Annotated in this window: 12 protein-coding genes and 1 tRNA gene; 10 read left to right on the plus strand and 3 right to left on the minus strand. The window is 63.0% G+C overall.

The window, feature by feature from the left end; genetic code table 11:
* Positions 1-155: 155 nt before the first annotated feature.
* Positions 156-228, minus strand: a tRNA-Ala gene (locus ABF648_RS10785).
* Positions 229-307: 79 nt separating this feature from the next.
* On the opposite strand from ABF648_RS10785, the gene ABF648_RS10790 reads away from it, so the two are divergent.
* The 10 genes from ABF648_RS10790 (at position 308) to ABF648_RS10835 (ending at position 11,861) form a co-directional block, all read left to right on the plus strand.
* Positions 308-727, plus strand: coding sequence for a DUF5318 family protein (locus ABF648_RS10790; protein WP_415632269.1), 420 nt, complete (start codon positions 308-310; stop codon positions 725-727).
* Entirely contained in the window at positions 720-2,966 is a 2,247-nt protein-coding gene (locus tag ABF648_RS10795; RefSeq protein WP_415632270.1) for a transglycosylase domain-containing protein, read from the plus strand. Before ABF648_RS10790 ends, ABF648_RS10795 begins: the two co-directional genes overlap by 8 nt.
* Positions 2,967-3,063: 97 nt before the next feature.
* Entirely contained in the window at positions 3,064-4,449 is a 1,386-nt protein-coding gene (locus ABF648_RS10800) for a glycosyltransferase family 87 protein (protein WP_415632271.1), read from the plus strand.
* 79 nt (positions 4,450-4,528) lie between these two features.
* A complete protein-coding gene (locus tag ABF648_RS10805) occupies positions 4,529-5,674 on the plus strand; it encodes a hypothetical protein (protein WP_415632272.1) in 1,146 nt (381 codons plus the stop codon).
* A gap of 90 nt (positions 5,675-5,764) precedes the next feature.
* A complete protein-coding gene (locus ABF648_RS10810) occupies positions 5,765-6,157 on the plus strand; it encodes a hypothetical protein (protein ID WP_415632273.1) in 393 nt (130 codons plus the stop codon).
* Between the two features lie 316 nt (positions 6,158-6,473).
* Positions 6,474-6,689 carry a CbtB domain-containing protein gene (locus ABF648_RS10815; protein ID WP_415632274.1) on the plus strand — a complete coding sequence of 72 codons (216 nt, stop codon included), beginning with the start codon at positions 6,474-6,476 and terminating at the stop codon, positions 6,687-6,689.
* Positions 6,690-6,911: 222 nt separating this feature from the next.
* A complete protein-coding gene (locus tag ABF648_RS10820; protein WP_415632275.1) occupies positions 6,912-7,853 on the plus strand; it encodes a CbtA family protein in 942 nt (313 codons plus the stop codon).
* 135 nt (positions 7,854-7,988) lie between these two features.
* Entirely contained in the window at positions 7,989-9,434 is a 1,446-nt protein-coding gene (locus ABF648_RS10825; RefSeq protein ID WP_415632276.1) for a 4Fe-4S binding protein, read from the plus strand.
* A gap of 55 nt (positions 9,435-9,489) precedes the next feature.
* Positions 9,490-9,894 carry an ArsR/SmtB family transcription factor gene (locus ABF648_RS10830; protein WP_415632277.1) on the plus strand — a complete coding sequence of 135 codons (405 nt, stop codon included), beginning with the start codon at positions 9,490-9,492 and terminating at the stop codon, positions 9,892-9,894.
* Positions 9,891-11,861: a heavy metal translocating P-type ATPase gene (locus ABF648_RS10835; RefSeq protein ID WP_415632278.1), complete on the plus strand. Its 1,971-nt coding sequence runs from the start codon at positions 9,891-9,893 to the stop codon at positions 11,859-11,861. Before ABF648_RS10830 ends, ABF648_RS10835 begins: the two co-directional genes overlap by 4 nt.
* Before the next feature lie 9 nt (positions 11,862-11,870).
* Here the strand turns inward: ABF648_RS10835 and ABF648_RS10840 are convergent, their stop codons facing one another.
* A complete protein-coding gene (locus ABF648_RS10840) occupies positions 11,871-12,950 on the minus strand; it encodes a glycerol-3-phosphate dehydrogenase (RefSeq protein WP_415632279.1) in 1,080 nt (359 codons plus the stop codon).
* Between the two features lie 39 nt (positions 12,951-12,989).
* Positions 12,990-13,684: sugar-binding domain-containing protein (locus ABF648_RS10845; protein WP_415632280.1), on the minus strand; the 695-nt coding region annotated here is incomplete at its 5' end.

Genomic DNA, 13,684 nt, shown 5'->3' on the forward strand with positions numbered 1-13,684 from the left:
GCCCCGGGGGGCCGGCCCCCACCCCCCCAAACCCCAAACCCCACAACAAACCCCCCCCCCCCCCCCCCCCCCCCCCCCCCACACCGGCCGGGGCCGGGGGGACCAAACTGGGCGCCGAACGTCCGATGTCGAGGGTTTGAACATCCGATCTTCGGTGGAGCATAGGGGGCTCGAACCCCTGACCTACGGCTTGCAAAGCCGTCGCTCTACCAGCTGAGCTAATGCCCCGCGCAATGGCGCCCGCCTAGTGTAGCGGTATATCCGGCGCTGATCACCGTCACACATGGTCTCCTATTAGTCTTGCCCCATGCGGACGCAGCGCCAGGTGATGAGTTTTGCGCTCCAGCGCCGGGCAACGCTCGAGGCGCTGAGGCGTCCGAGCCGCGTGATGATGGAATCCGATCCCTGCGATGCGGATCCCCTGCTCGTGACATCCGCCCTCCACCACGGGGTTCCCGCGGGGCGAGAGTGCCCGGTGTGCGCCGGAGAACACCTCGTCGTCCTGACCTATGTCTTCGGTGATCAGCTGGGGCAGTATTCAGGACGGATCAAGCAATCGGCGGAATTGGTTGAGATGGAGAGTCAGTTCGGCGAGTTCACGGTCCATGAGGTGGAGGTCTGCCCCGATTGCGGGTGGAATTTCCGGATCAGGAGCTATCTCCTAGGAGACGGGCGGAAACGCCGTTCGCCTCGCCATGTGCAGACAGTAGAGGACATCTATGGCTGAGCGCAGTGCGAGTTCCCAGCACCCCAAGCCCAGGAGGGCCGCTGGCAAGGGCTCCCGCAAGAAGGGTGGCCATCTCGCCGAGCGGATTGTCGCGATCATTGCTCTGGTGGTGGTCATCGCGATGCTCGCAGTCGTCATCGGCGGATTCGTCTACTACGCCAGTGTGAAGCTGCCCGATGCGAACCAGAACTATTCGTCCCAGACGACAACGCTGTACTTCCGGGACGGCACCACCAAGCTCGGAGAGCTGTCGATCCAGAACCGCACCGTGGTGCCGTACGACAAGATCTCGGACAACATGAAGAATGCCGCGATCGCGGCGGAGGATCGCACCTTCTGGACGAATCGGGGTATCTCCCCGAAGGGGATCGGGCGTTCACTGGTGGCCATTTCGCGTGGTGGCGAGCTGCAGAGCGGTTCGACCATCACCCAGCAGTACATCAAGATCCGCTATCTCAACAGTGACCAGACGATGGGCCGGAAGCTCCATGAATTGGCGCTGGCCGTCAAGCTGAGCACCGAGGTGAGCAAGGAGGACATCCTCTCCGGTTATCTCAACACGGTGTACTTCGGGCGAGGCGCCTACGGCGTGGAACGCGCTGCGGAGGTTTTCTTCGGCACTACCGCGGACCAGTTGACGGTGCCGCAATCGGCAATGCTCGCAGCGATGATCAACAATCCCAGCGGCCTTGATCCCTCCAATGGCGACGAGGCCCAGCAGCAGCTCGTCGAGCGCTACGACTATGTCCTCGACGGGATGCTCCAGGCCGGCAACATCTCCCAGGAGGATCACGATTCGAACTACGGCAAACTGCCTGCGATCCAGCAGGCCAAGCAGGCCGATACCTATGCCGGGCCCAACGGTTTTCTGATCAACCTGGCGGTCAAGGAACTGGAGAGCAACGGTCTCACCGACGCGGAGATCAACGGCGGTGGCCTCAAGATCATCACCACCTTCGATCCGGCCATGCAGGCCAATGCCATCAAGACCGCCCAGGACTACACGGCCCAGACCATCAAGAATGCCAAGACGAACCAGGATCCCTCCAGTCTGCATGTCGCCATCGCCTCGGTGGCGGTCGGGACCGGTGAGGTCTACTCGCTGTATGGCGGTCCCGACTATCTGACCTCTCAGCTGGACTGGGCCACCACAGCGCGTCCCGCTGCCTCCACCTTCAAGGCGTGGGCACTGATCGCAGGGCTGAGGCAAGGGTTCGGGCTGAACACCGTTCTGAACGGCAACACCTTCACCCCCGCCGGTGACCAGGTTTCGGTGCACAATGATTCCAACGTGAACTACGGGTCGGTCGCCCTGCTGAGGGCCACTTCCTTTTCGATGAACACGGCGTTCACCGATCTCGTGACACGAATGAAGAACGGCCCGGCCTCTGTGGTGCAGGCCGCCAACGACGCGGGTGTTCCCACTGCCGACGGCTGGGATCTCAACAACCGGATCGCGCTGGGCACCGCACAGGTGAGCCCGCTGTCCAATGCCAGCGGCTTTGCCACCATCGCCAATGACGGCAGACGGAACACCACACATGTGGTGAAGGAGGCGCAGGATTCCTCCGGCAAGGACGTCTACGTGGGCAACACCAATGCCGACCAGACGATCGAGACCGGGGTGGCCCAGACCGCCCAGACCGGCTTGGAGTCAGTCGTCACGAGCGGCACGGGAACAGCGGCTCAGGCCCTTGGCCGCCAGGTCATCGCGAAGACCGGCACGAAGGATGACGGGAACGAGACGACTTCGGCCTGGTTCGTCGGCGCCACCAAGCAGATCTCCACGGCGGTGATGTACGTGGTTGGCGACGGCAATGCGAATCTCGATCCCTATTCGCCCTCCGGCAGCTTCTCCTCAGGTCTGTATCCGGCGCGCACCTGGGTGAGCTACATGCAGGAAGCCATGCAGGGAATGCCCAAGGAGACCTTCGACAATCGGTACAGCGTGAGTGCCTCACCGGTCCCCGCGCAGTCGCAGACCCAGGACAACGGTTACGCACAGACCCCGACCTCAACCGGATACACCTGGCCAACGGCCACTGCCACCTCAACCGGATACACCTGGCCAACGGCCACCGCCACCTCAACCGGATACACGCAGCAGGGCTATGGCGGGACCACCGCCACGGCAACACAAGCTCCTGCGGGGCAGACGGCCACGGCGGCAGGCGCTCAGGCGAATACTCCCGTCGGTAGGGCGCAGGAACAGGCTGCGGCTACTGGAGCGGGACGATAGAGCCGGGTATGCACATTCGGTTGTGCAGCCGCGCCTGGTCGCAGGAGCTGCTGTCAGTGCGAGCCAGAGGGGGAGCCCGGTCGCGATGAGTGGCTACATGCAGCAGTTCACGGAGCGCATCGGTGGGCCCCTCGGGCGTCATGCGGGCCCGTGGGGAGTCTGGTTCAATCCGGTGCCCTGGGCCCTGGCGCTGTCGGCTCTCAACTGGATCGTCCTGATGGCGCGACAGGCGCCCTGCCAGCAGCACACCTACGGTCAGCCCGTCAATCCCTTCCTGCGGCTTTGCTACAGCGATGTGCCGCTCATCTACCAGGGGCATGGCATCTCCCTCGGCGCGGCGGTCTACGGCCAGGCGCAGTTGGAGTACCCCGTTCTCATCGGCTATGTCGTGATGCTGGGCCGGTATTTCACCCGCCTCTTCGGGGGCGTGGTCGGCCCCCAGGCCAGCGGCCAGCAGCAACTGGATGCCAGTCAGCTCTTCTTCGTGCTCACCTCAATCGGTCTGTTCTGCTGTTTCCTCGCCCTTGTCATCGCCCATTTGCTGATGGGTCGTGATTCCGCCGGCGCGGCCACTGGAGGGGTGAGGACCCGCAGCTTCGACGCGCTGTTCATCGCTGCGGCTCCAGTGGTCGCGGCGACCGGCCTGATCAACTGGGACATGCTGGCAGTCGCGCTCACCTCGCTCGGCGTGCTGCTGTGGGCACGCCGGCGGCCAGCTCTCGCCGGAGTACTCATCGGCCTTGCCTTCTCGGCGAAGTTCTATCCGATTCTCGTGGTGGCGGCACTCCTGCTGCTGTGCATACGGGCGGGCAAGATGCGTGAGGCCGTGCGTTTCATGTCCGCGCTGGTGGTGGTCTGGGTGGCGGTCAACCTGCCGGTCATCATGACTGCCCCGGCCGGGTGGGCGCGATTCTGGACGATGAACTTCCAGCGCAATGCCGATCTCGGCTCGCTGTGGTACGTCCTCAGCCTCATGGGTCTTTCCGTGCCCGGCCTCAATGTCATCGTCGCCGTGTTCATGATTGCCGGTCTGGTGGTCGTGGCCTGGCTGGTCTTCAACGCTCCCCTGCGCCCACGCTTGGGCCAAGTCGTCTTTCTGCTCCTCGTGGTCTTCCTGGTGTGCAACAAGGTCTATTCCCCGCAGTACTCGCTGTGGCTGCTGCCCTTCCTCGTGCTGGCCAGGCCGAAGGTCGTGGACTGGGCGGTGTGGAATGTGGCCGAGCTGATGTACTTCTTCGCCGTGTGGGGCCTTCTGGAAGGCATCTTGGGGGTCGGCGAGAGCGCCAACGTGCTCTACTGGGTGGCCGTCCTGCTGAGAATCGCCGTGCAGCTGTGGGTGGCCTCGCGGGTTGTTCGCGACATACTCAAACCCTGGGACGATCCGGTGCGGGTGCCCTACACAGACGACCCGGTGGGCGGTGTCCTCGACCATGCCACGGATGCCCCGTGGGTGATCCGGGCGCATGCGGTGCCGGATGCCTGATTCGTCATGGCACCGGGAATCCTCTGCTGCGTCGGTTCCTACGGGGGTGGGCTCGGGTGTCCCTGACGTGAATGGCCCTTTGGGCCGGAAGCCTGGCCGCACGCGCACCGTCATCGCGGCGTGGCTGGCGACTCGTGTGGTGCTGCTGGTCACGGCGGGGCTCATCATGGTGCGCAGCGGCATGCGGGTGGACGATGTGCTGGGCAATTGGGACGTGCAGCACTATCTGGCGATCGCTCTCAACGGCTATGCCGATCCGCAGAACATGGCTTTCTTCCCAGGGCTCCCCCTTGTCATGCGTGGTGTTGGTGCGGTGGGGGTGCCGATGATCCTGGGCGCTGCGCTGGTGAGCAATGCCTCGGCACTGGCGGCGGCACTGGCACTCGACCGGCTGGCAGGACCCTTCGCGGCGATCGCCTGGCTCATCGCGCCGATGGCCGTGTTCACCGTGGTGCCCTACACCGAGGCATTGTTCTGCGCCCTTGGATTCTGGGCCTGGTTGATGGCACGCCGGGGACGCTGGCCGCTGGCGGCGGTGCTGGCTGCGGCGGCCTGTACGGTGCGGGTCTCGGGGTTGTTCCTGGTGGCGGGGCTCGCCGTGTTGGCGTTGACCGGGGGAGAGCCTGCAGGGCGTGAACAGGGCATCGCAGGCGGCGAGTCAGGGACAAGTGAGAAGGCTCCGGTGGCCAGGCTGCGGCACCTCGCCTGGCTGGTGATCCCCTGCGCGGTGGTTGCGGGCTTCGTCATCTACCTGCATGGCCTCACCGGCAGCTGGCAGGCGTGGTTCGGTGCGCAGCAGGCCGGCTGGCATCGCACTTTCATGTCGCCGTGGCAGGGTTTTCAGAACACATTGTTCGCCACTCATCCCGAGGCCTGGCCCGCCGAGCCGTCGCGGGCCTGGCTCTTCCGATTCGAGATCGTCTCGGTCGTCATCGGATATCTCACGGTGGTGGGATGCCTTGTCAGGCGGGCATGGGCCCAGGCGCTCTATGTGCTCTTGCAGGTACTGGCGCTGAGCTGCACCACCTGGTTCATCTCGGTGAATCGAGCCGTGCTGTTGTGGTTCCCGCTGTTCATCGGCATCGGCTCCTGGGCCGCATGGCGTCCCTCCTCGCCGGAGGGCAGGACAGCGCGGATCGTCGTGCTGGTGCTCGCGGCAGCGACCAGCGTGTCGGTCATGATCTGGTGGGCCGGCCTGTTCTATGCAGGGCACTGGGCCAGCTGACACCCTGACGGATGTGGGCATGGGCCGCTCCCGGGCCTGCGATATCTTCAGCGTGTGCCGGCTGGGATGGCTGGTCGCCAAAGGAGACAGATGTCCTCGCCCGAATCTGACAAGGGCCAAGTGCCCAGGAAATCATCGAACCGCCGCAAAGTTGGCCGGGTGATCGTCGTCGTCGTGGCGCTCGGGGTGTTCGCCCTGGTGATCATCCGCGCCGTCGCCAGCTCGGGTGGCTCCGATGCACCCATGGCCGGCATGTCGATGAGCGGCGGTTCGACGATGTCGGCCGGCGAATCGATGCCGATGACCAGCTCAACAGTCGTCATGACGATGCCCGATGGTTCCACGATGCCGATGTCCGGGATGTCCATGGATGCCGCCCAGAGCGTGCCTTCGAGTTCGTCCACGGCCATGATGACGATGCCGAATGGTATGACGATGCCTGCCGCCGAGATGACCACCGCAGTTCCCACGCCCAGCGCCTGAGGGGTTCCGCGCCCCGGCCGGACCGGGCATCCGGCCGGCTCCGGTTGTGCAGCCTTGCGTCCATTCAGGAACAGTGCAGCGCCGACAAGACAACAAGCACCTGCCGTGCGGGAGAGCCACTCCAGGGGGACCACCTGATATTCAGTGGAAGACCCGGTGTTACCCTGAGGCTGTTCGGTCGGGGAGAAATCGGTCCAATCCGATACGGTCGCGCCACTGTGAAGCCCGCGGTTTGTTCGCGGGACGAGTTCAGACCTCCCCCTCAGGGCGTTTCATCAGTTCGGGACGCGTAATCCCTTGAGGAAAGGTTTCTCAGATGTCTTCTTACGCGGCAGTACCAGAGAAGGCCGGTGCAGTTGACTGGGTCAAGGAGTCAGCACTTCCTTGGATCATTTCTGCTGTAGTCGTTGCCCTGCTGCTCTACTACTTCATCGGTGTCGACCAGGGCGCCTACTCCATTTTCGGAAATGACATGCACATTCATGAGTTCGTGCATGATTCCCGTCATTTCCTCGGCTTCCCCTGCCACTGAGCAGCAGGAAATTTCGGTGCGTATGCACCGTGCAGGTAGTGCGCTGAGCCCTGTTGCGCGCAGTCATGTCCTTGTTGCGCCCGGCTCTGTGCTGCCCTGAGGGGTGATGTTTCACCTCGACAATTCCGTGCCGCATCCGCGTTCCGCCCCCGGAGAGTCGTTTCTGATGCATACCCGTGAGGGGCGGGGTGCGCTCTGGTGCGCCCGCAGACAAGGAAAACAATGATTCAATACCTGAGCGACCGGAAGATCTTTCTCACCGGTGCTGTCTCGGGTGCGATTGCAGGATTCTTGGCCTTCATCTTCGCCAGGATTCTCGTCGAGCCCCAGATTCAACTCGCCATCGACTACGAAGGCGCCCGTGACGAGGTCATGGACCACATCAACGATCTTGACGCCGCAGCCGGCATCAAGTTCCCCGAGCCCGGACCCGACATCGAGATCTTCTCTCGCGGCATCCAGCGCAATATCGGCATCGCCACCGGAATGGTCCTGATGGGCCTGGCATTCGGCCTGCTCATCGCAGTGGCCTTCCGCATCGTCCTCAAGGTCACCGCCGGCCAGCCGCCGCTGACCATCCGCATGACCCTGCTCGTGATCGGCCTGCTCGGCTGGATCTCCGTGTTCGTCGTGCCCGCCCTGAAGTACCCGCCGAATCCTCCGGCGATCGGCCACAGTTGGACGATTCACCAGCGCGGGAATCTCTATCTGCTGACTGTCGTGTGTTCGGTCGTCTTCATGATCCTTGCCGCCTACCTGGCTCGCCGACTGTCGAAGTCGATGGACACCTGGTACGCGGTCATCATCGCCGGTGCCTGCTATGTGACTGCGATGTGCATCCTCTTCGCGATCCTGCCGAGCCTGGGCTCCCTTGCCCAGAACACCCAGTACTTCGGCACCGAGGTCACCTATGGCAGTGGGGATTCGGCAGTGACGATTCCAATCACCACCGAAACACCGTTGGCGGCCACCGATCCGAGCGGCGCCATCCTGTTCCCGGGTTTCCCAGCCGATGTGCTCTCCCGGTTCCGGATGTACTCCTTCATCGCCCAGGCGATCATCTGGCTCGGCGCCTCGGTCATCATGGGTTCTTGGCTGTCACGAATGCCCGGCCGCAAGAAGAATCAGAGTCCTGCGAAGAAGGCAGCTCCGGCCGGCGTCTGATGCGCCCCAACACATGAGCAACCGAGCGTAATGGGGCCAACCCGAGTGAATGACCCAGAGTAAATGCAAGAAATGGCCGGTGCGGCACGAAATGATGTTGCACCGGCCATTCGTGCTTGTGTAAGGACGAATAGCGTGAGCCCAGAAGTTCAGAGCAAGATTTCCGGCGATATCTCCACTGTTGGTAGCAATGCCCCGCGATCAGGCCCGAGACAGCGCATCAATCTGCTGGACAATCGGGTTGTTGCCGGAATTATGCGCAGCAAATGGTATCCCGGGGTTGTCCAAGTTCCCGTGCTCATCGGCAGTGTTTTCATCGTCTATGAGCTGCTGGCCGGCCCTTTGAATGCTGACGAGAATTTCGGCGCCACGGTGATGTGGGTGCTGTGGTGGTCGATCCTGCCGATCATGCTGTTGTTCGTCGGACGTTTCTGGTGCTCCATCTGTCCATTCGGGCTGATGAGCGATCTCGTGCAGCGTCTCGTGGGAGCCAACAGGGAAGTGCCCAAGTTCCTACGCCGTAACGCGATGTGGATCGTCATCGGAGTCTTTCTGGTGGTCACCTGGATGGAACATGTCTGGGGTCTGTCGGAATCTCCGCGCGGATCGGCGGCCCTGCTCATCGGGGTCACCGTCGGTGCAGTGATTTTCGGTGCTTTCTACGAGCGACGCACGTGGTGCAGATATGTCTGCTTCGTCGGCGGGCTGTCCAGCAACTACGCCCGGGTGGGCATGCTCGAGCTGCGGGGAACCAAGGCCTCCACCTGCACATCATGCGAGGTGCAGGCATGTCTGAAGGGCGGCGTGGCCGGTGAGGGCTGCCATATGTTCGAGTTCCCGAGGGCGATGGATTCCAGTTCGCAGTGCGACTACTGCTCCGGATGTGTGAAGAACTGCCCCAACGACTCGATCCGGCTCAGCCCGCGGTTGCCTGCCGAGGAGCTGTGGCATGTGCGCCGTCCGCATTTCGATGTCGGCTTCCTGGCAATGACGATTGTCGGCATCGTGCTGCTGGAGAATATGTCCATGCTGCCGATCTGGCAGAGCTTCCTGGGCGGGGTGGCCGACCAATTCGGCAGTGATTCCGATGATCTCTTCACCCTCACCTTCGCGTTCATCCCCACGATCGCGGCGCCGATCGTCCTGCTCGCCCTGGCGTCCTGGCTGGCCGGGAAATGTGATGGTCTGTCCACGAAGCAGAATTTCGCTCGATTCGGCTATTCCTTCATCCCGTTCGGCATCTCGGTGCACATCGCACACATCCTGTTCCACCTGCTGGCCGAGGGAAAGTCGCTGGCCTTTTCCTTCTCTGGAATGTTCGGTGCAAGCCATGCCGGGCAGTCCACAGCGGTGGTCGGCCCGGTGGGGGTGAAGGTGATTCAGTATGTGCTCATCGTTGCGGGCACCGCGCTGTCGCTGTACACGGCATATCGGATGTCCGGAATGTCTTCCCGCTCCACGCAATCCGCCGCGGGTGGTTCGGCGCCCAGGTTGAGTCTTGCCCTGAACTGGGCACCGATCCTCATCATGGCAGTGATCAACGCGGTGTTGTTCTCCATGCCCATGGCGATGGTGATGTAGCTCTCTTCTTGTGGACATCGTGGGAAGTTAGGCCTTACTAACTTACTATCTGCGAATGGACGCAAGTAGACAAGTAGATCTGGACTCCGCTTCCGCTGGGGTGACACTCGATTCGGAGTACATAGAGCTGGCCGCTGAGGTGTTCTCCCTGCTGTCGGACCCCACGCGGATTCGCCTCGTCGTGGCCCTCATCAACAGTGAGCACTCCGTGGGGGAGCTGGCCACCATGGTCGGCAAGCAGGGCCCGGCCGTTTCGCAGCACCTGGCCAAGTTGCGGTGGGCACACATCGTGATCCCCCGCCAGGAGGGGAATCGCGTCTACTACCGCCTGGTCGACGAGCACGCCGTCGCGTTGATCACCCAGGCTGTCTACCAGGCTGAACATGTTGTCGAGTTCCTGCCTCGGCACCATCTGGAAGCCGGCGGTGCAGACGATCCCCTGCCTGGCGGCGGGCGATGAATCCGCTCCAGGGGCCGGCTGTTGGGGTAGCGCCGGCGTCCACCGTCGAAGACGCCCCGGGGCTGTGGGCACAGGTGAACCATCGGGAAGTGCATCGCGTGGCCGTGGTCGTGGCCTGCGCGGTCCTCGTCGGGCTGGCGGGCTGGGCGCAATTGCACTGGCTCGTCATCGGCGTCGGAGTGGTGGGTCTCGCAGTGGGTTGCTGGTCCATCTGCGTGGAAGCCGCGCATGACATCGCTGCTCGCCGGATGAGCATGGAGCTGTCCATGCTCATCGCGATCTTTGCCGCGGCGGCCATCGGGGAATGGGTGACATCCCTGGTCATCACGGCATTCGTGATCGCCGCAGAGATCCTTGAGGATCTCACGATGGATCGTGGCCGCGATGCCCTCAGCGAGCTCGCCAGTTTCTTGCCCGAAACCGTGGAGGTTCGGCAGGGTGATCAGATCGTGCGGACACCGGCATCACAGGTCGTCGCCGGTCAGGTGGTCGTGGTCAGCCCTGGCGGCCGCGTCCCGGTGGACGGAACGGTGGTGGCGGGGCGCTCCACAGTTGATGCCTCCCGCATCACCGGGGAGTCATTGCCCGTGGATGCCCTTCCGGACGAGCAGGTGTTCGCCGGCTCGGTGAATCAGCTGGGCGTGCTGGAAATCCGCGCCGAACGGGTGGGCGCGGAGTCGGCCTACGGGCGGATCATCGCGGCTGTCGAGCAGGCACAGTCAAGCCGTGCTCCGGTGCAGCGTCTGGCGGACCGTCTCGCTACCTGGCTGGTGCTCGTGGCGATCGCGGGTGCGGTGGCAACCTGGCTGGTCACTCGCGATGCCCGCTCCACCATTTCGGTGGTGATCGTCGCCGGTGCATGCGGGGTGGCCGCGGGGACGCCGCTGGCGGTGCTCGCAGCAATCGCGCGTTGCGCCCGCCATGGCGCCTTCGTCAAGGACGGCGAGCACCTGGAGATTCTGTCCACCGTCAACACGGCCATGTTCGACAAGACCGGCACGCTTACCGAGGGCATCATCCAGGTAACCGGCGTGTTTCCTGCGCCGGGGGCTACCGCTGATGAGTTGCTGAGGCTTGCGGCGAGTGCTGAATTGCACTCCGAGCATCCGATCGGACAAGCCCTCGTGGCTCGTGCGCAGGTCCTCAATCTTGCTCTGACAGAGCCTGATGATGTCGGCTATGTGCCTGGCATGGGCGTGACCGCATCGATCGACGGGCAGCAGGTGCAGGTCGGCAACAGCAGACTCGTGCCACAGGTGGGGAACTCGGGAGAACTCGCCGGGGCCCGCACTGTGGCCCGAGTGGAAGTGGCCTGCGAGGGCCGTTGGCTCGGCTCCATCACGCAGTCCGACAGCCTCCGGACCACGACATCTGCGGCGGTGAGGGATTTGAAGTCGATGGGCGTCGAGGTCGCCATGCTCACCGGCGACAGCCAAGTGGTTGCGCAGTCGATCGCCAATGCAGTGGGCATCGACGAGGTGCATGCCCATCTGCTCCCGACCGACAAGCTGGCGACTATCGACGCCGCGCGCGCCGCGGGGCGCCGCATCGCGATGGTGGGGGATGGAATCAACGACGCACCGGCTCTGGCAAGGGCCGATGTGGGTGTGGCCATGGGCTCGGGCACTGACATCGCACGCGAGAGCGCCGATCTCGTCCTCATCAGTTCAGACCCATCGGACTTCGTGGAAACCCTGCGCATTGCGCGCCGAGCACGGCGCATCATCATGGTGAACTTCATCGGCACTGTGGTGGTCGATCTGGCAGGCATGGTCCTGGCGGGGGTGGGCATTCTCGGGCCGGTGCTGGCCGCGGTCGTCCACGTGTCCAGCGAGACGGCGTTCATCCTCAACTCGGCCCGACTCATTCCAGGCAGAACTCGGGAGATGCCGGCAGCTCGGCCAGTTGCCACAGGGACAGGCGTCCGCCCCGAATGTGATCGGAGCGGACGCCCGCGTACTGGCTGAGTCGGTGACTCAGCTACCGGTGCTGACGAGGCTCCTCTGCCCGCCGAAGAAGGTGTCCCACGGAACCTCCAGAGCACCGTCCCGGGCAACCACGTCATACAGGAAACGCACCAGCGGGAAGTCGTCGGCTGCGACGACGCCACGTTCGGTGAGCTTCTCCAGCGCGGCACCGACCACGCGAATCGCGGCGACACCCTCAAGGGTGATGCCCTTCATGTGCACCTCGCGTACCTCTGAGAAGGGGACGCCAGCCCCCACGAAGCCGCCAGCCTTCACATTGCGGCCGCCCATGGAGGTGACGAACATGTCCCCGACACCGCCCAGCCCGTCTCCGACCTTCGGATTCGCGCCCATGAACTCGATGAACTGATGGATTTCTCGGGAGCCCTCGGCGAAGAGCGCCGCCGAATAATTGAACATGACGTACTTGGCGTCCAGCTCCTTGTTCTTGGTCAGAATGCCATGAGCGAATCCCTGGCCGAAGGCGAAGACGTTCTTCATCGCTGCACCGACCTCGTGCGCGACGAACTCAGTCGACGTCCACACGTGGTAGTAGTCGGTGCGGTAGAGACCTGCGAGGTATTCCAGTGATTCGGGATCCTCGCCATTGAAGACGACACAGCTGGGGCGGCGCACAGCGAGCTCGCCAGCAATGCACGGGCCGACGATCGCCGACCATGTCACCTTGTCCGCCTTGTCACCGGCTGCCCGCTGCAGGACATGGGGCAGAATATCCAGATTTCCGTCGGCATCCGCCTGCATCCCCTTGGTGATGACCAGGACTTTCTGGCCTGGCTGCAGGAATTTCGCGAGTTGTTCGCCCGCCCAGTCGATCCCAAACGAATTCACGCCGACCATCACGACATCGGCACCGGCAATTTGTTCTTCGGCATCAGAGAAGTAGAACGGCTTGACGCCCTCGTCAAGCTTCACGCCGAGCACTGGATGAATGCCTGTTTCCTTGATGGACGTGATGATGTCGTCATCCAGATGGGTACCAATGAGCCTGACTTCGTTGCCGTTGTCCCGCGCAGGGTTCGTGAGACCCGAAGCCATCACACCAGCACCGAGCACTGCAATTGTTGCCATTGTTCTCTTCCTCTTCTGATTGATGAAAGGTGGCAGGGGTCAACTGCCGATATCTTCTTCATGGGAAATATTGGGTGCCGAGAGGAGGCTCTCGGCAATTGTGCTGTCGACGATGAGGGCGCTGCACAGGCCCGATGTGACCACGGCCCTCGTGATCTCCGCCTTCTGTGGCCCCACTGATACGGCAATGGCATTTGGGCATCTGCGAACTGCATCGAGGTTCATCGACAGTGTTCTGCTGTCCAGGTCTGGATCCGCCAGATCGCCCGTAGCCGTGATGAAATGGCTCATCACGTCACCCGCAACGCCAACAGATTTCATCTGCTGCATTTGCTCTGCAGACAGATATCCCGATTGCACCAATACCGAATTGGCGTTGACGCTGCCGGGGGAGAACAACATGATGCGGCTGGACTCGGCGGCCTTGAAAGTATTCGCCACGGATCTGTCGATGCGAAGCATCTTTGCCGCTCCTGCGTCATCCAGAATGGTGGGCGCCGCGAGTCCGCGAACTGTTCCGTTTCCGGAAGCCGCCATCACGTGAAGTGAATCTCCCACGGGATTTCCCGGAACGAATGATGGTCCACCATTAGTCTGGATGACTTCCAATTCACGTGTCCAGCCGGTGGGCATTCTCGCGGCAATTCCGGCGGTAGTGCGACCCCAGCAGACTGCAATCTGGCTCTTCGCGATCCGGGGTGTAGCGGGGGGTTGAGTCTGGCTGGCGTGTCGGG

The organism is Propionibacterium sp. (assembly GCF_047719395.1).
GTDB lineage: Bacteria > Actinomycetota > Actinomycetes > Propionibacteriales > Propionibacteriaceae > Propionibacterium.